The following is a 16,841-nucleotide window of genomic DNA, read 5'->3' on the forward strand; positions in this document are numbered from 1 at the left end:
AACGAGCCTCTTGTTCTCGGAGCTAAGGGTTTTGTTCGCTAATTCAAGAGCCTTGATATATCGTTCATCTGATTTCCCTTGTCTGCTGACCGTTATGTCAACATCTGTAATATCAGGTGTCAATTCATCATCAAAAAAGGTGACGGTCGTTTGCCTTACGCTTTTCTTTGAGGTCTCTGTGGTGGTTTGCCCTTTTGCTCGCCTTTCCCAATAGGCTTCCATGTACTTTTTGTTGTACTGATACTTCGCTTTGTTAGCTGCTTTGCTTGCCATAGTTGCCATCCTCCCTTTTTAAGCGTTCTTCAACCCGGCGACGGATAACATAGATTGTTCCCATACTGTGGATGCCGTATTTCTTCATAAGGTGTTCGGTCACGAGCGTTTTGCTTTGTCCTTCAACAGCCATCAGCTCGTTATACTCGTTGTAAATTGCCAAGTCCCTTTCTTCTCGTTCGGTTTGGCAAGGTGTCTTGAAAATAATTGCTTCCATATCTTTTAATTTACTTATTGGTTTATTTTCGATTTCGGAACTTATTTCATAACTTTGTGCGGTTATTCAACCGTAACATGATGCAAATATAAACAAAGTTTCGTTTTCATAAAAAGAAATCGAAATAAAGTTGCTCTTTTAACAAAATTTATTATTCAAATGAATGCTACACAGCGTATTAAGAAAGTCGTTAATTGGCTTATTTTTCAAGAAATAGCCGATAATGAGAGAGATTTGGCTGATAAGTTGGGATATACCAAATCTTCTTTCTCTCAAATAGTGAACGGGAAAGTTCCATTATCAGAGAAGTTTGTCAAAAAGCTATGTGCGCTTGATGAAAATATAAACGAAGTTTGGGTTTCGGAGGGAGCAGGTACGATGTTTAAAAATAACCTGAATAGTGAAAATGGGGTATCAATTCCAACGAGCGTTTGGGGAGTTATACAGCAGCAAGCGGAGAGCCTTTCTGCTCGTGACCGGCAGGTGGACGAGTTGATAGGTATGCTTAAAGATCAAATACAGGAGTATAAAAAAGTAGCTGCCCAAATGGGAGAACGTGTAATCTCTGCCGCTGCAGAGTGATTGGGTTCGGTGCATTGCAAAGGAAAATCCCTAAATACTGATAAGTCATGCATAACAGATTACAAGAAATAATCAAATATAAAACAGGAGGGCGGCAAACCGCTTTTGCCAACTTGTTAGGCTGGACGCCTCAATACCTTGCTAAATTGCTGAAAGGTGAGAATTTCGGGCTGTTACCGGTTTTGTCCATTTTAGAAGCGTTCCCCGAAATAAATGCCCGGTGGTTTCTTTTTGGGAATGGGGAGATGCTTGAAATTGGTAAACTGTTTGACCTCCAGCGTGAGGCATTATCGCATATTCAGAAGCTTCTTGATTTGGAAAAGTATATTCCTTATATGAATTCTGAAGAAATACACAAATTTGAGGAAGCTGTCAAAGCGGGGCGCAAACCTGTTTACAGCCCCGAGACGCTGTTGAAATGGCAAGGACAACTAAGTGAACGAGAAAATGAATTGGAAGCGAAATTCACCGTTGCAAACAACAAATCGGATATGATATGCAAACAGAAGAAAGCGAAAAAATAAAAAAGCGATTTTTCGAGGCTTTGTACGAGTTGAAAAATCGCGGTATAATTCGTGGCAAGCAAACCTTTACCAATCGTTACGGTATTAATCGGTGGAACTTGAATGCCCTTGAGAAAGGACAGTCCACACAAAACAGTGTACAATTGGATTGGCTGACATATCTCGTTCGAGATTATGGAATATCGGGACGGTGGTTGTTAACAGGAGAGGGGGAAATGTTTGCCCGCACCGCCCCAAAAGACAAATAATCTATTCCAATGCGATGTTAGGTATCATTGATACTGCCGCTTGCTTTTTCTTATCAAGAATTTTAGCATAGATTTGGGTTGTTGTAATTTCTTTATGCCCGAGCAGTTTTTGAACCGTATAAATGTCAGCTCCAAGGTCAAGCATAAGGACGGCAAATGTATGCCGTCCGGAATGGAAAGTGATGTCTTTTGTTATCCCGGCTCTAACAGCCCACATTCTTAGTTCGGTTATCATATAGGAACTATATCTGAATCCTACAAAAACATGCTCGTCGGCTTCACGACGTTCTCCCATGTATTGAACTGCCTGCGGATTTATGTCGAGATATTCCTGCCCGCCTGTTTTCTTTTGCTTGAATACTATTCGCGTAAACTCTCCCTGTTGTTGGACTTCCCGCCAGCGCATTTTTTCGATGTCGCTTTTCCGAAGCCCTGTCAGGCAAGAGAACAAAAAGGCGTTTTTTAAAGCCGGGTATTTACAATGCGCTGCCGCCATAGCCCGCACCTCTTCAAGCGTGAGATAACTCCGTTCTGTTTCGCCTTGCTTGAAGCCCTCAATGCCCCGGAGTGGGTTATGCGGCATTATCCTGTCTTCAAACGCCTGATTGATACAGGCACGGAGTTTATTAAAGTAACTGACCTTGCTGTTTTGTGAAAGCGGCTTTGTTACTTCTTCCGTTGTGATTATCTTCCGTTTGTCTCGGCAGCGAGCTGTCTTATCGAGATACTCCTTAAATCCCTCTATCCATGCAGGCGTTACATCCTTGAAAGTCATTTTAGGCTTACAGTATCGTTCAAGATGTTTCAGACAACTGTACCAATTCCCCCAATTGCCCCGGCTTTCCGGGTTGCCGTGCCGTTTCTCGCACATCATCCGGTAATAGTCAAGAAAATTAGTGTCGAGCTTGTAGGCGGCGTTAAATCCATATTCCCCGTTTTGAAGTTCGACAATTCGTTTTGACCTTATCGCTTCGGCAAGCTGCAAGGTTTGCCGGTTCTTCTCTTTGTCCGCTTTCGTCTTTTCGGGAATAAGATATAATTTCAAGTACTCATACGAACGTTCGCCGTTCAAGTAGATGTCAAGGTAGAGAGTGATGTTGCCTGTTGGCATTTTCCTCTTTCGTAATTTGATAGGTTCTTTCGAGTTACTCATTTTGTTGCTATTGTTGCTGTTTTAAGTTTGAGCAACAAAGTAGCAACAAAAAAACGACAAATCCAATATAATCTATGAAAAATTACAAGGTGATTGATTGGATTCTTAATATACTGTTTTATTGGTAGTTATTGCGCATAATTTGTATCTGTTTTATATCCGAATTACATATCATGAAACCCGCTTCACTTTCCGATGCAGAAGTGTTGAAATATATTTTGTAGCACCATATCATTCGTCACCTCCCCCGCAATGTCGCTCAAATGGAAGATGCACTCTCTGATGTCCTGTGCCACAAAGTCCCCAGAAAGATTGTTTGCCAATCCCTGTTGTACGCGTCCGATGGCTTCTAAAGCATGCGTAAGGGCTTCGTAATGGCGGGCATTGGTCACTATCACGTCGTTCTGGGTTATCGTAGGCAGATTGGCGGCGGCTATAAGTTTCTTCTGAAGCACATCTGTATTTTGCCTTTTCTTGGCGGAAATAAAAATACATTCGGCGTCAGGAATGATGGAAGAGGCCGCAGACAGCACCTCATCAGAATGAGCCGTGCCCAACAAATCCGCTTTGTTGAATACCAATATCAAATGCTTTCTTTCCAGGCGCGGAAGTATCTGCCCCGATAGCTGATTCATTTGCGACGTTGCGTCCGTTGCATCAATTATCCAAAGCACAATCTCCGCTTGTTCCAGTTTTTGGAACGTGCGCTCTATGCCCAGACTCTCAATCGTATCATTGGTTTCGCGGATACCTGCCGTGTCAATGAAACGGAAAGTAATACCGCCGATATTGGTCGTATCTTCAATCACATCGCGCGTAGTGCCGTGAATGTCGCTCACGATAGCCTTGTCCTCGTTCAGCAATACATTGAGGAGCGTTGATTTCCCGGCATTCGTTTCGCCGATGATGGCTACCGGTACGCCGTTTTTGATCGCATTTCCTACGCTGAACGAATGTACCAGTCGGGAAATGACCCCCTTGATATGATCCGCCAATCGGCAAAGCTCCGTTCTGTCCGCAAACTCCAACTCTTCATGGTCGCTGAAATCCAGTTCCAGCTCAATCAGTGAAGTGAAGTATAGCAACTGGTTGCGTAGCTCCGTAAGCTCCTTGCTGAATCCGCCACGCATCTGGCTCATGGCAAGGCGGTGGGTGGCGGCAGACGAAGAAGCAATCAGGTCCGCCACGGCTTCGGCCTGGCTCAAATCCATCTTGCCATTGAGAAAGGCGCGTTGCGTGTATTCCCCCGGTCCCGCCAGGCGGCAACCGTGCTTGATGAGCAATTGCAAAACCTGTTGCAAGATATAGCTCGAACCGTGGCAGGTGATCTCCGTACTATCTTCGCCCGTGTAAGAGTGCGGGGCGCGAAACAGGCTGACAAGAACCTCGTCGATGATTTCCTCTCCATCGTGTATCTTCCCGAAAGTCAGTGTATAAGGTTTGCAATCCGCCAGCGTTTTACCGGATTTTGCCGGGGTGAAAATGCGGCTGGTGATACGAATGGCGTCCGTTCCTGAGACGCGAATGCTTCCGATTGCTCCTCCTTGGGCCGTGGCAATGGCACAGATGGTATCCTGATTCATCATAAAAATTGTTATTTGAGTTGCAAAGATAGCCTTTTGGGGTAAAAAAAAGAACGCGATTGTATATTACTTACTCTTTTTTATTACATTTGCTCAATTTTCGTAGCCTTTACATGATACACTTTGTTACTATGGCGCAAGACAAAATAAAAATGCATGATTCCGCTTCTCATACTACCGAGAAAGACGAGAACACGGAACTACTGAAAGAGAAATTATTGAAGGTCAACTCCGTTCTGGCTGCCCATCAAATTGCTCTCTGGGAGATAAATATCAATACCTTTGAGTGCACTTTCACTCAGGAATATTTCGAAAGTTTAGGCTTGGATAAAGTCGGCATCCGTTATCAGAATTTGGAAGAGTTCTGTAGCTTTGTGCATCCCGATGATAAGCATTTGGTGTCGTTGGATGGCTTTCAAAAGAAATTGGATGGCTTTGATGAGTCCAATGTCTTACGGGTGCGTTGCGTAGGCGCGCATGGCGAAATAGTCTGGTTGGAGGACCACCTCTTATCTGTAGAGAAAGATAAAAGTGGAAATCTGGAAAGGCTCTTATGCTATACCGTGAACGTCACCGGGCAGTGCGAACGCGAAGCACACATATCGCGCGTGGAAGAGCGAAACCGGAAGATAATACAGGCATTGCCTGAATTTATATTTATTTTGGATCAGGATTTCTTCATCACCGACGTGTTAATGTCTTCTGACACCATTTTGCTCCATCCCGTTGAACAACTACGGGGAGCGGACGGGCGCACCATCTATTCTCCCGAAGTCAGCGACCTGTTTCTACGGAACATACGTCAATGCCTCGAAGACGGGGAGTTGAAGGAAATAGAGTATCCCCTGGATGTGGATGATTGCGAAAGGCATTATTTCCAGGCACGCATCGCTCCGTTCGAAGATAATAAAGTGATGGCATTGATACACGATATCGGTGACAGGGTGCAACGCTCCAATGAACTCATCGAGGCGAAGCAACGGGCAGAAGAGGCCGACCGCATGAAATCGGTGTTTCTGGCCAATATGAGCCACGAGATCCGCACTCCTTTGAATGCTATCGTGGGATTCTCTGAAATCATAGCTTTGACGGAAGATGAAGTGGAGAAAGCCGAATACCTGAACATCATTCAAAAGAATAGCAACCTGTTGTTGCAACTCATAAATGACATTCTGGACCTTTCCCGCATCGAGTCGGGAAAATCGGAAATGAACTTCCAGTTGGTCGAAATGACCGGACTGATTGACGAAGTGGAGAAAGTGCATCGCTTGAAAATGAAAACGGGCATCCGACTGAATGTGATACGTCCCGATGAAGAAATCTGGATTATGGTGGACCGGAACAGGATTACGCAAGTGCTGTTCAACTTCCTCTCCAATGCCATTAAGAATACCCATGAAGGGGCCATTACCCTGGGGTTGGAGGTCTGCGGAGAATGGTTGAAGGTTTATGTAACGGATACCGGTTGCGGCATTGCAAAGGAGAAATTGCCCTTGATTTTCAACCGTTTCGAAAAGCTGAACGATTTTGTTCAGGGTACGGGTCTGGGGCTTCCCATCTGCCAGAGCATCGTGGAGAGATTGGGAGGAAAGATTTCCGTAGAGTCCGAAGTAGGAGTGGGAAGCACTTTCGTGATGACCCTTCCTTACCGCCAGTTTGTGTTGGGAGCGGATGGTGAACCTGTTGAAATCAATGCCCACGTAGAGCGAAGATCAGACGGTAGAAAGAAAATTCTGATAGCCGAAGATACGGAGTCTAACTTTATGCAGATAAACATTTTGCTGAAGAAGGACTACACCATTTCGTGGGTTACCAATGGCGAAGAGGCCGTAAATAGTTTCTTGCGCGAGCGTCCCGACCTGATATTGATGGACATCCGCATGCCGGTGATGAACGGTATTCAGGCTACGGAAAAGATACGTACCATCGACATCGATCTGCCTATCGTTGCGGTGACGGCCAATGCTTTCCTGATAGAACAACAACAAGCATTAGCCGCCGGATGCAATGATATTATTGCCAAACCATATACTTACGAAAGATTGAAGGAAACAATCATCAAGTATATTTGAGTGGGTGTTTCTTAAATTCTGTCCAGTACGGTTTTTATCAATGTGTCAATCGTATTCTTGTAGCCCGTATTGGCTTCTTTAATCAACCGGTTGGCTATGACCATGCATACCGTGGTCGCCTTATGTCCCATCAGGCGGCTCAAACCGGCCAGTGCGGAGCTTTCCATCTCGAAGTTCGTAATGCGATAGCCATTGTATTCAAAGTTCTCGATCTTTTCATTTTGCTTCGGGTCGGCCAACGGAATACGTAGTTCTCGTCCTTGCGGGCCAAAGAAACCACCGGCGGCAATCGTTACACCGCGTACCATATCGTCTCCGGCAATGCGCTCTATCAGTTCGGCATTGGCTTCAATCACGTACGGAGCAGGTGCGCACATATTTCCCGACCATCCCATGTGGTTCAGGAATGCACGTTCAAATGGCAGGTCGCACACTTCATTGCGCCCTGAATAGAAGTTCAGCAGGCCATCGAAACCAATGGACTTTTGCGAGCAGATAAATGTACCTACGGGCGTATTCGGTTGCAAACCGCCACAAGTACCGATGCGTACCAGTTCTAACTGGCGAAGTTGGGGCTTTTCTTCGCGTGTGTTGAAGTCGATGTTGGCCAAGGCGTCCAGTTCGTTCATCACAATATCGATGTTGTCGCAACCAATTCCTGTAGAAACCACCGTGATGCGTTTGCCCTTGTAGGTACCTGTAATAGTCTTGAACTCGCGGCTTTCCACTTCACATTCTTTATTCTCAAGGTGTGAGCCTACTAGTGCCACTCTGCCCGGGTCACCCACCAGGATTACTTTGTCTGCCAGCCACTCAGGCTTTACGTGCAGATGAAAAACTGAACCGTCATCATTGATAATAAGTTCGGAAGATGCAAAATACTTTTTCATATTCTGGATTTTTTGGTTGATACGTTTATGAATAGAAAACGCCGGAACGGGATTACTGTTCACCGGTTCCGACGTTTTTCTGGGGCAATAATTCTACCGGTTATTTACTCAACGGCTGGTTTGAGTTGTTTCCCGATGGTTTGGCTATGGTTTCGCGCATGGAAGTATCAGCTTCGATGTTCTTCATCCGATAATAATCCATGATGCCCAAGTTGCCGTTACGGAATGCTTCTGCCATGGCCTTAGGTACTTCGGCTTCCGCCTCGATTACCTTGGCGCGTGCTTCCTGAGCTTTCGCCTTCATTTCCTGTTCGCTGGCCACGGCCATTGCACGGCGTTCCTCAGCTTTGGCCTGGGCGATATTCTTATCGGCATTTGCCTGGTCTATCTGCAAAGCCGCACCGATGTTCTTACCTATATCGATATCAGCAATATCAATAGATAGGATTTCGAAAGCCGTACCGGCATCCAGACCTTTGCGGAGCACAAGTTTAGAGATCGAATCCGGGTTTTCCAATACTGACTTGTGGTTTTCGGACGAACCGATGGAAGATACGATACCTTCGCCTACACGGGCTAGGATAGTGTCTTCACCGGCACCACCCACCAACTGGCGGATATTGGCGCGTACCGTTACACGGGCTTTGGCTATCAACTGGATACCATCTTTAGCTACGGCGGTCACCGGAGGAGTATCGATCACCTTCGGGTTTACCGACATCTGAACGGCTTCGAACACATCACGTCCGGCAAGGTCGATTGCGGTAGCCATCTGGAAAGATAATTCAATATTAGCTTTAGAGGCGGATACCAAGGCGTGCACCACTCTTTCTACGTGTCCACCGGCCAGATAGTGAGCTTCCAGCTCGTCGCGGGTAATGTTGCTCAATCCGGCTTTGTGTGCTTCAATCATACCTGGTACAATGATGTAGGGAGGTACGTTACGGATACGCATTAAAAACAATTGCACCAATGAAATCCTGACTCCCGAAACTTTGGCGGACAACCATAGGAAGAAAGGAACATAGTGGAAGAACAGTACGATGAAGATAATGCCTCCTATCACAAGAAAGGCAGTTAGGTACATAGTGTCTACGTTCATGATTTATAAGATATTAAGTGTGAATATTAGTCTTTTTTCTTTTCTACCATGATAACGCCGTCCGTAATACGATTTACAATGATAGGGGTTTTTTCATTCAGGAATCCGTCCATGGATTTCACTTCCACGATGTTGCCGTCTATTTCGGCATTGCCGATCAGTGCCAGGCGTGTAATGGCCACACCCGTATCGCCTACTTTTACTTGATCCGCGGCCGTGCGGTCTACCTTCGATGTGATATTCTTCTTCAACGCCACTTTATCCAAGGTCTTGGAGCGCATGAAGAGTATCAATGAGCCTATGCAGGCTATTGCCGATACACCGAGCGTGATGAAACCAGCCGTTGTACCCAGATAGGCAAAGGCATAGTAGTTGGCATAGATCATGCAAGCTCCGGCTAGGATTCCGGCTATACTGATGCCCGGGATGACGAACAGTTCTACCAAGAATAGGATAACCGCCGCAACAATGAGTACAATGATGATAAGTATGTCCATAGTTTTCTATTTAAAGGATTGTTTTTCTGTATTACGCACTTCAATGGCGGCCTTCTCCAATTCACCTGATAATTGTTTTATCTGCTTTTCCAGGTCAAGTATGGCGGGAGCCAGTTTGGCTTTATCGTTTTCCTTGGCACGGGAGTACAAGGAGCGTTGCTCTTCCAATTTGTTTTGCTGCTGTCTGAAGCTTTTCTCCAACTGGCGGTATTTGCTGAATAAGCTTTTGGCCTGGGGGGATTTGAAATCACTCCATTGATAATACGTAGTGTGGTCATCAATTACAAATTCAAAGTCATAGCTCCGTTCAGCTTGTGGCTTTTCACTGATAGCGGCTTGCAGACGGCGTTTGGCGTCAGATACTGTATTTTGATCTATCCATGTATCTTTCAGGGAGTGAATTTGAGCAAGTCGGACAACTTTTTTCTTGTCCATAGCTTCGTAGTTATACACCCGTTTGGAAGAGTTGGGAATAAATACGTAAATACATACTTTCCCTTCCGGCTGGTAGCGATCGGAAGCAAACCATCCGAGGTTGTTGAACTCATCGATGGCAAACATATAGTCGTTATAGGGAGAATTGAATGGCATGCCCACATTCTCCGGAGTCAGATAAGTGTTGGTATTCGTATTGTAGCGGGTAACGAATATGTCGTATCCACCTATTGAATTCTCACCGTCAGCGGCATAGTAGATAGTTGCACCATCCGTCAATACGTACGGATAATTGGCGTTGATGGAGTCGTTGATGCTACCGGGCAACAGGCTGCCTTTACTCCATTCGCCTTGCATCTTGTTGCGGGCAAGGATGCTGAGTTTGCCATCAGGCTGGCGTTCACCGTAATAAATCTTATTACCGAGTTCAGTTTTGTATACAGTAGCTTCTATTTCTTCTTTATTCTGGAAGAAATCGTTGTACATGAATAATTTACCGGATTCCGGGCTGATTTTATAAGCTTCCAAAAAGCGGTCTTTATCCACTACGATACTATCGATAATGCACACTTCTTCAATGCCTTTCAGCATGCGGAGATTAGTCTTGCTCTTTTCCAGAAGTTTTTCAGCTTCTGCGGTAGGTCTTTTTCGTTTGGAAAGATCACTGATATACTCTTCGTAACACTTGATGGCATCTTCAAAACGATACAGGTCGTTATAATTTCGTGCCAGATACAGTTGTCCGCTGGGGATACGTTTCTTAACGGCTGTTTCCAAGTATTTCAGGGCTACGTCAGGTTCTCCTGTTTCCAGGCAGCATACACCGTACCATAAATTATAATTTCCGTTTGCCGGTTGTGTCCTGACGAATTTTTTGAAAACGGGTTTGGCTTTCTCGTACTGCCCCTTGTTGTAAAAAGCTTTAGCTTGTTCCAACGTCTGTGCCGATGCACCGACTAATACGAGACAAAATAGAAGGAGTAAAATATATCTCTTTTTCATGCTAGTTATCCAACTTACAAATTCGAATGTTCAAAAATACAAATTAATCGGGAATAATGCTGATTTCCGTTATTCTATTATGTTAATTCTTCTTTAAATCATTCTTTTCTCTTACTTTTGCAGGATAAAGAGTAAAAGAGCTACAAGCTACATGAGCTACGAGCTACAAGTAGTTGCGCAACGTCCGCATGGGACTTGTAGCTTGTAACTCGTAGCTTTGAATTATTATGGCGCAATTTACTGAAGAAGAGAAGACCATCCGCCGCATAGAAAAGCGGTTTAGGAAGGGACTGGTAGAATATGGGCTGATAGAGGATGGGGATAAAATCCTCATCGGGCTTTCCGGTGGCAAAGACTCTTTGGCGTTGGTAGAATTGTTGGCGAAGCGTGCCCGTGTCTTTAAGCACAGATTCTCCGTGGTTGCCGTTCATGTGGTTATGAAGAATATACCTTATCAGAGTGATTTAGCATATCTGCGTGAGTATGTTGAGTCGTGGAATATCCCTTTCGTACTGTATGAGACGGAGTTCGATGCAAGTACGGATACGCGTAAGTCACCTTGTTTTCTTTGTTCATGGAATCGGCGTAAGGCGTTGTTTACTGTTGCCAAGGAACAAGGTTGTAATAAAATAGCATTGGGGCATCACATGGATGATATTCTGGAAACATTATTGATGAATATCACTTTTCAGGGCGCGTTTAGTTCCATGCCTCCTCGCTTGGTAATGAAGAAGTTCGATATGACGATTATCCGTCCGATGTGTTTGGTACATGAGTCTGATTTGCTGGAACTGGCACAGATAAGGGGATATCGGAAACAGGTGAAGAATTGCCCTTATGAAGCGCAATCCCATCGAAGCAATATGAAAGACATTCTGCATCAACTGGAAGAAATGAATCCGGAAGCTCGTTATAGTCTTTGGGGAAGTATGGCAAATGTTCAAGAAGAGCTTCTTCCTAAAAAAGTTAGTAATTTAGATTAATTAATTATCGCTTAAATATTCATAACTGAAATGAAAGGTCTTTATACGATTCTGCTTTTAATTGTCTCCAATGTTTTTATGACTTTTGCTTGGTATGGTCATCTGAAGTTGCAAGACATGAAAATTATTACAAACTGGCCGCTTTATGCCATCATCTTATTTTCATGGAGCATCGCTCTTGCGGAGTATAATAAAATAGAAAAACCCAACTGGGTATTTAACACTTTACGTTGATATATAATAATGTATAGTAGAATTAGAATAATATGAAAGCTCTCTACACAATTTTATTGCTTATAGTATCGAATGTCTTCATGACTTTTGCTTGGTATGGTCATTTAAAGATGAAACAGGAATATTCTTGGTTTGCTGCTCTTCCATTGATAGGGGTAATAGCCTTTAGTTGGTCAATTGCTTTTCTTGAGTATTCTTGTCAAATTCCAGCGAATCGCATTGGATATATTGGTAATGGAGGACCATTTTCCTTGATGCAGTTGAAGGTTCTTCAAGAAGTAATAACTCTTATTATATTCACAGTTTTTACAACTGTATTCTTTAAAGGTGAAGCTTTGCACTGGAATCATGTAGCTGCCTTTGTTTGCTTAATATTGGCTGTCTATTTTGTATTTATGAAATAGTTATAGAAGAGAGCAGCATAAGAGTTTTCTCAAATGCTGCTCACTTTTAGTATGAATAAGTCCTTTATTCCACTCTCTGATAAGAGTACTTCTGACCTGTGGGGGTAACTCCATCAGCTTCCAATTCCTGCACTGATAAGGTCATTGAATTAAGTAACAGGATATCATTGATAATCCATTCATCTTCATCACTGTACATTTCATAGAGTTTCTTACCGTCTATCTTGTACTTGCCCACTTCGTTATAAGAGCCATCTTCTGTACTTGTGTATTCAAATGTACCATCATTCTTATAAGTTACATGGGTGGCAACAGCATTACCACTTGTCATCTTCCATTTGCCTATAATGAGGGAAGCATAATCATCCTGTCCTTTGATTGTACCATTATCAGTATCTACTTCAAATGTTACATTCTTCTTAGTCCCATCATAATGTGTAATATTGACATTGAACTTCCAAACTGGCGTAGATTTATCTTCTACACTGACCTCAATCTTGGCATCAGCAGGTTCATCGTTAAGCTGTGGTACTTGGATATGCCATAAATCCTCTCCCAATTTAAAACTTCTTTTACCCACGAAGAAGCCTTTATTATCTCTATGACTGTAGATTGCTTCTTCATAAGATAAAAGTTCAGAAGTATAGAGAGTTCCTACATTATTGGAAAATCCAAAACCTTTCTCTGCTACATAGATAGTATCTCCAGACAGCGAGTAGCAACATCTGTTGTTTATGATAGAGTTTTCGTACCATAAGCCTATGCCGAAACCACCCTCTTTAATTTGAACTTCTTTAGTTTGTGAACTCTGTTTGAAAAGTAAGGCATAGTAGCTATAGTCTTTTCCAAAGCTGTAACTTAATGATGCGACAAAGTCTTGATTGAATGGCATTACTTGTAACAGAGTTATCTGTTGAATCGTAACATCTTCATATTCTCCATAGCCTTTGTAAATTCTGCGATTCCTGTTAAATGGCAACTCGTCAGTCCAATTAATAATAGGTGATTTGTTCTCTACGTTGAATGATGCAAGCCATAGCTTATCATCCTTTAGTCCAGAGAAGTTTGCTTGACCTAAATTGATAATAGTATTATTTCCATGTTCAAACAGACTTAGCAATTCGATATTCTTATAGTCTGTAATTCCATATTCCAAGCACATTTGTTCTACATTGGTTAAAGGTGGATTTACCTCCAATTCATCGTCCCCACAGGAACTAACTCCCATGCTTAATGCAACCAATAGTGAGGTTGCCAATAATCTAATTGATTTCATTGTTATTATATTGATTTCATTGTTCTAATCATGCCTCTATCTATAGCGTCATAAATTCTGCGTGTTTCATATTTAGGGCAACAATTATATTCACCCCCTTCAGACAGGTATTCAATATATGCTATGCCCCAATATATTTGTAGATATTTATAAAACTCGAATGAGCATTCAACTTTAAGATTTCTAATTTCACTCTTAGTATCTCCTTTCTTAGTGGTTTGAACATATAATGTACCCTCTTCTGGAAGATATTCTATTTTATATCTACAATATTCTCCCACATGATTAGCTATAGGGACATAAGTTCTAGGTGGCTCATCAAAAGATTTAATGATTAAGCATCCATCTTCATCAATAACAGGTGGGTATGCTTTTTGAAATATGTTACATAAAGTCTTGAAGGAATCAGATAATAAGTAATCTACTTCATCTTGAGATATGCAAAAGTCTGTACATTGACTCATGCAGTTATATAAGAATCTAAGTTTATCCCATTCTTTTAGAATATATTTTTCTTCTCGTTCTTTCTTACTTATTCTGCCTTTAGTAGTGTATTCGATATATGGTAACTTAAAGGATTTCTCTAAGAATGATGAAGGCATATATAATCTACACCCTGTATCATAGCATAGAGGACTTTTGGCACTTAAACTATTAACTAATTCCATAATAATGATATTATGCCTACCTGTTCCCTATGGATAAGCTATTTAAAATAAAAAAGGTGTGGGAACTATATATGTTTTACCCTACTGACTGGCTTCTCGCATTGCCTTTGGAGTGGATAAAACAATAGCCCCACACCAGTTTGAGATATAGAAACCTTATAAAAGGTAGGTATATAACAAATGATGTGGGTGCTATTGCTACCATCTTCACTCCATTTCAAATTTTGCGAGAATTTGTCAGTAGAAGATAATTTCAATAACACCTTTCGTTAAATATGTCCTTCCAACTCCCTATCTCATTAGTTCATTGGAATTGGTGCAAAGATAACAAAAGGTTTTAAATCAATCAGCATGGAGTGAAGATTAATAGTAATTATTGTGTTACTAAACAGGGAATTAATAGGGTATTTAAGCAGAGTTGCATCTGAACTCTGTAAATCCATGTGGGTATCAAATTCACTTCTCCCCATATAAAGACTAAATTCTGAATATTCTAACCTGCCTTGAATTACTATCTTTAAGTCAGCATATTGTTGGATATTCAAGAAGTGCTACCTGTGGCTTAACTAATAAGAGTTGAAATCGTTCTAAACTCTGTAAATTAATGGAATTGACTTACTTCTATAAGGCTGAAATGCCAAACTACCAAGATTGGACTTTAGATGTATCTAAGCTCAATATTTCATGGATTGGGGACAGAACCATTCAGACCACCATATAAGGTGAATCTTAATAATCCTGTCCCAATCATCAGAAGCTCAAACAGTCATAAGTCTGCAATATTTCCTCCTGTCTTAACCCCAAGTATCTTTTAGTAATGGCAACAGAACTATGGTTGAATAGTTCCATCAGCTTTACTAAGGCAAGTTCAGCATTATCACTGTTCATGTTATAGACCTGCCTACCAAAAGTCTTTCTAAGCGAATGGCAGCTAAAGTTCTTAATCTTTAACCTGTACTTCTTCTTCACCTCTTTAAGAATGATATTAATTCTCTGAACTGTGAAGATAGTGCCTTTCTGACTTATAAGAATTGGTGCATTGATTCCAACAGGATTTATATGCTCGTAGCACTCTTTAATGTGCTGTTGTAATTGTGGGTTCAGTCTGATAGTTCTTACCTTACCTGTCTTCTTCTCAATTACTGTAAATTCGTCAGTTCCTAATATCTGCTTCCACCTTAAAGATAGAATATCAGATATTCTTAATCCTGTGAAGCATCCTAAAGCTATAAGAAGTGAGATTTTATAATTCTCGTCTTTGGCTAACTTCCTTATGAGGTTCATTGCATCAGACCATATAAGATAGTCTGCTGTTGTGCTTGAATATTTAAGTGACATAATGTTCTGTTTTATAAGTTAATGAATAGAAGTGAATATTAATTCTGAGTTGGATTTACTAACTCATTGATTACTAAAGGAACATTCACTAATAGTGAAAGTGAATATGATAAGGACACCCAACTTGGAAATTGAGTGCCCTTTACCTTATTATAATTCTCCTTCGTCAGCGAAGCTGTAATATCCTGCATCTGTTAATATGAGGTGGTCTATTACTGTAATTCTCATAAGTCTTGCAGCATCCTTGACCTGCTTAGTAATTTCCATATCCTGCCTACTTGGTTTCAGATTACCGCTTGGATGGTTATGTGCAAGAATGATAGCTACTGAATTGGTGAGCAATGCGGCTTGTAGAATTACTCTTACATCAACGGTTGTGTCTGTTATCCCACCCTCTGATATAAGAGTGTAACCTAAAACTTGGCTGGCTTGGTTTAGGAACAAGACTTTGAAATATTCCTTGTAACAGATAGTTCCCTCTTTATATGTTGGAAGCAAGTATTTATAAGCATCCTCTGAACTGACTACCTTATGTAGCTTCTTGAATTTGGGCTTGTAGGATAGTTCCACTTCACCCACAGTATAATCTATATTCATGATGTCAAGTATTAAAATGGTCTATCTCCATATTCATAAACGAGAATAGTTACAGACTCTGTCATAGAATGAGAACCCACAGCAAGTGTGGAAGTAGCTCTCATAAACTGCTGCATATTCTCCATGCTGTCTGCTGTTCCTATCCAAAAATGAATCAAACTTGTGCAGCCAATATTTAAGTGCTTGCAAGCGTTTGATGTATTGTAGATTGTTCTCACAGTAGCACAGTCTTTCTTGTAAAGAGGTGATATGATTGATGGCATTTTCAATTTTAGATTTATCCATGATTGTAATATTTGATGATTAAATAAAATAAAGAAAGGACAACTAACTGAATAGCTGCCCTTTCCTCTCTCAATCAACAATCCACTCAGCCCAAGAACCAAGCGTATTCACTATCTCCTAATTTGGCACGTTGGATGCCCTGTACGAACTCTGTGCAGTTAAGATTCCTTTCCAAGAAGTTATCAATGTAACTTGACTTTACAGAACCATTGAGCAGGTTTAAGAGCTGCCAGCCTGTAATGCTGTCCCCTGTACTCTTAAAGTTTGTATCAGAAACGAATGCCCTGCAAGCCGCATTAATCTGACTGTCCCCCAACAATAGACGAGGTAAGCGTTTCTGTTGGTTGGGTGTAAGAGCTTGATATAATCTCATTCTGCCTATTATCTGACAAAACTCGCTTGTGGAGATTGACATCTGCCCAAGTGTTCTTAACAGGTGCAGGTCTTTGGATGGGTTGTAAGCATGGAACAGATTCAA

General features: G+C 41.9%; 20 protein-coding genes and 1 pseudogene. 7 read left to right on the forward strand and 14 right to left on the reverse strand.

Translation table 11 applies throughout. From position 1 onward, the window contains the following. Both BN161_RS08510 and BN161_RS08515 read right to left on the reverse strand, forming a co-directional pair. The coding region (locus tag BN161_RS08510) for a hypothetical protein (RefSeq protein WP_044264948.1) at window positions 1-273 on the reverse strand (273 nt) is incomplete at its 3' end. Continuing rightward, window positions 254-490 (reverse strand): hypothetical protein, encoded by a 237-nt coding sequence (locus BN161_RS08515; protein ID WP_044264949.1) that lies wholly within the window; start codon window positions 488-490, stop codon window positions 254-256. The genes BN161_RS08510 and BN161_RS08515, both read right to left, overlap by 20 nt. A 159-nt stretch (window positions 491-649) precedes the next feature. Here BN161_RS08515 and BN161_RS08520 point away from each other — a divergent pair, with 159 nt between their 5' ends. From BN161_RS08520 to BN161_RS08530, 3 genes are read left to right on the forward strand one after another with little or no spacing between them, the layout of a single operon-like run. Next, a complete protein-coding gene (locus tag BN161_RS08520) occupies window positions 650-1,072 on the forward strand; it encodes a helix-turn-helix domain-containing protein (protein ID WP_044264951.1) in 423 nt (140 codons plus the stop codon). Window positions 1,073-1,119: 47 nt separating this feature from the next. Further along, the gene (locus tag BN161_RS08525) at window positions 1,120-1,596 is read left to right on the forward strand and encodes a hypothetical protein (RefSeq protein ID WP_044264953.1); all 477 of its coding nucleotides are present in this window, start codon (window positions 1,120-1,122) and stop codon (window positions 1,594-1,596) included. After that, entirely contained in the window at window positions 1,569-1,844 is a 276-nt protein-coding gene (locus tag BN161_RS08530; RefSeq protein WP_044264954.1) for a helix-turn-helix domain-containing protein, read from the forward strand. The genes BN161_RS08525 and BN161_RS08530 overlap by 28 nt, the downstream gene beginning before the upstream one ends. A gap of 1 nt (window position 1,845) precedes the next feature. Here the strand turns inward: BN161_RS08530 and BN161_RS08535 are convergent, their stop codons facing one another. Together BN161_RS08535 and mnmE are read right to left on the reverse strand one after the other, a co-directional pair. Beyond that, the gene (locus BN161_RS08535) at window positions 1,846-2,997 is read right to left on the reverse strand and encodes a site-specific integrase (protein WP_044264955.1); all 1,152 of its coding nucleotides are present in this window, start codon (window positions 2,995-2,997) and stop codon (window positions 1,846-1,848) included. Window positions 2,998-3,182: 185 nt separating this feature from the next. Further along, window positions 3,183-4,580 carry a tRNA uridine-5-carboxymethylaminomethyl(34) synthesis GTPase MnmE gene (gene mnmE, locus BN161_RS08540; RefSeq protein WP_044264975.1) on the reverse strand — a complete coding sequence of 466 codons (1,398 nt, stop codon included), beginning with the start codon at window positions 4,578-4,580 and terminating at the stop codon, window positions 3,183-3,185. Between the two features lie 113 nt (window positions 4,581-4,693). Between mnmE and BN161_RS08545 the strand changes: the two genes are divergently transcribed. Then, the gene (locus tag BN161_RS08545; RefSeq protein WP_044264976.1) at window positions 4,694-6,652 is read left to right on the forward strand and encodes a PAS domain-containing hybrid sensor histidine kinase/response regulator; all 1,959 of its coding nucleotides are present in this window, start codon (window positions 4,694-4,696) and stop codon (window positions 6,650-6,652) included. Between the two features lie 11 nt (window positions 6,653-6,663). Here BN161_RS08545 and BN161_RS08550 read toward each other — a convergent pair whose 3' ends face one another. The 4 genes from BN161_RS08550 to BN161_RS08565 form a co-directional block, all read right to left on the reverse strand. Then, entirely contained in the window at window positions 6,664-7,542 is an 879-nt protein-coding gene (locus tag BN161_RS08550) for a nucleoside phosphorylase (protein ID WP_044264977.1), read from the reverse strand. A gap of 100 nt (window positions 7,543-7,642) precedes the next feature. Beyond that, window positions 7,643-8,644, reverse strand: a complete 1,002-nt coding sequence (gene floA / locus BN161_RS08555; RefSeq protein WP_007213154.1) for a flotillin-like protein FloA — start codon at window positions 8,642-8,644, stop codon at window positions 7,643-7,645. Between the two features lie 26 nt (window positions 8,645-8,670). After that, the gene (locus BN161_RS08560) at window positions 8,671-9,141 is read right to left on the reverse strand and encodes an NfeD family protein (RefSeq protein WP_007215881.1); all 471 of its coding nucleotides are present in this window, start codon (window positions 9,139-9,141) and stop codon (window positions 8,671-8,673) included. Window positions 9,142-9,147: 6 nt separating this feature from the next. Next, the gene (locus tag BN161_RS08565) at window positions 9,148-10,578 is read right to left on the reverse strand and encodes a tetratricopeptide repeat protein (RefSeq protein WP_044264959.1); all 1,431 of its coding nucleotides are present in this window, start codon (window positions 10,576-10,578) and stop codon (window positions 9,148-9,150) included. Window positions 10,579-10,805: 227 nt separating this feature from the next. Here BN161_RS08565 and BN161_RS08570 point away from each other — a divergent pair, with 227 nt between their 5' ends. Genes BN161_RS08570 through BN161_RS08580 form a run of 3 tightly spaced genes read left to right on the forward strand, consistent with a single transcriptional unit; the run spans window position 10,806 to window position 12,199 of the window. Next, window positions 10,806-11,561 (forward strand): ATP-binding protein, encoded by a 756-nt coding sequence (locus BN161_RS08570; protein ID WP_044264961.1) that lies wholly within the window; start codon window positions 10,806-10,808, stop codon window positions 11,559-11,561. A 30-nt stretch (window positions 11,562-11,591) separates the two neighbouring features. Further along, entirely contained in the window at window positions 11,592-11,795 is a 204-nt protein-coding gene (locus BN161_RS08575) for a DMT family protein (RefSeq protein ID WP_044264963.1), read from the forward strand. Between the two features lie 32 nt (window positions 11,796-11,827). Continuing rightward, window positions 11,828-12,199: a DMT family protein gene (locus BN161_RS08580; RefSeq protein WP_044264966.1), complete on the forward strand. Its 372-nt coding sequence runs from the start codon at window positions 11,828-11,830 to the stop codon at window positions 12,197-12,199. A 64-nt stretch (window positions 12,200-12,263) separates the two neighbouring features. On the opposite strand, the gene BN161_RS08585 is transcribed toward BN161_RS08580, so the two are convergent. The 6 genes and pseudogenes from BN161_RS08585 to BN161_RS08605 all read right to left on the reverse strand — a co-directional run. After that, the gene (locus BN161_RS08585; RefSeq protein WP_044264967.1) at window positions 12,264-13,475 is read right to left on the reverse strand and encodes a hypothetical protein; all 1,212 of its coding nucleotides are present in this window, start codon (window positions 13,473-13,475) and stop codon (window positions 12,264-12,266) included. 5 nt (window positions 13,476-13,480) lie between these two features. Continuing rightward, complete coding sequence (locus tag BN161_RS08590) at window positions 13,481-14,143, reverse strand: hypothetical protein (RefSeq protein WP_044264969.1); 663 nt, start codon at window positions 14,141-14,143, stop codon at window positions 13,481-13,483. 750 nt (window positions 14,144-14,893) lie between these two features. Continuing rightward, complete coding sequence (locus BN161_RS08595; protein ID WP_044264970.1) at window positions 14,894-15,481, reverse strand: tyrosine-type recombinase/integrase; 588 nt, start codon at window positions 15,479-15,481, stop codon at window positions 14,894-14,896. Window positions 15,482-15,631: 150 nt separating this feature from the next. Further along, the gene (locus BN161_RS08600) at window positions 15,632-16,078 is read right to left on the reverse strand and encodes a JAB domain-containing protein (protein ID WP_044264972.1); all 447 of its coding nucleotides are present in this window, start codon (window positions 16,076-16,078) and stop codon (window positions 15,632-15,634) included. Window positions 16,079-16,089: 11 nt separating this feature from the next. Next, window positions 16,090-16,363, reverse strand: a pseudogene (locus BN161_RS30445) (hypothetical protein). 85 nt (window positions 16,364-16,448) lie between these two features. Continuing rightward, a partial coding sequence (locus BN161_RS08605; RefSeq protein ID WP_044264974.1) for a DUF3871 family protein occupies window positions 16,449-16,841 on the reverse strand: 393 nt, incomplete at its 5' end.

This window comes from Bacteroides timonensis, from assembly GCF_000513195.1.
GTDB lineage: Bacteria > Bacteroidota > Bacteroidia > Bacteroidales > Bacteroidaceae > Bacteroides > Bacteroides timonensis.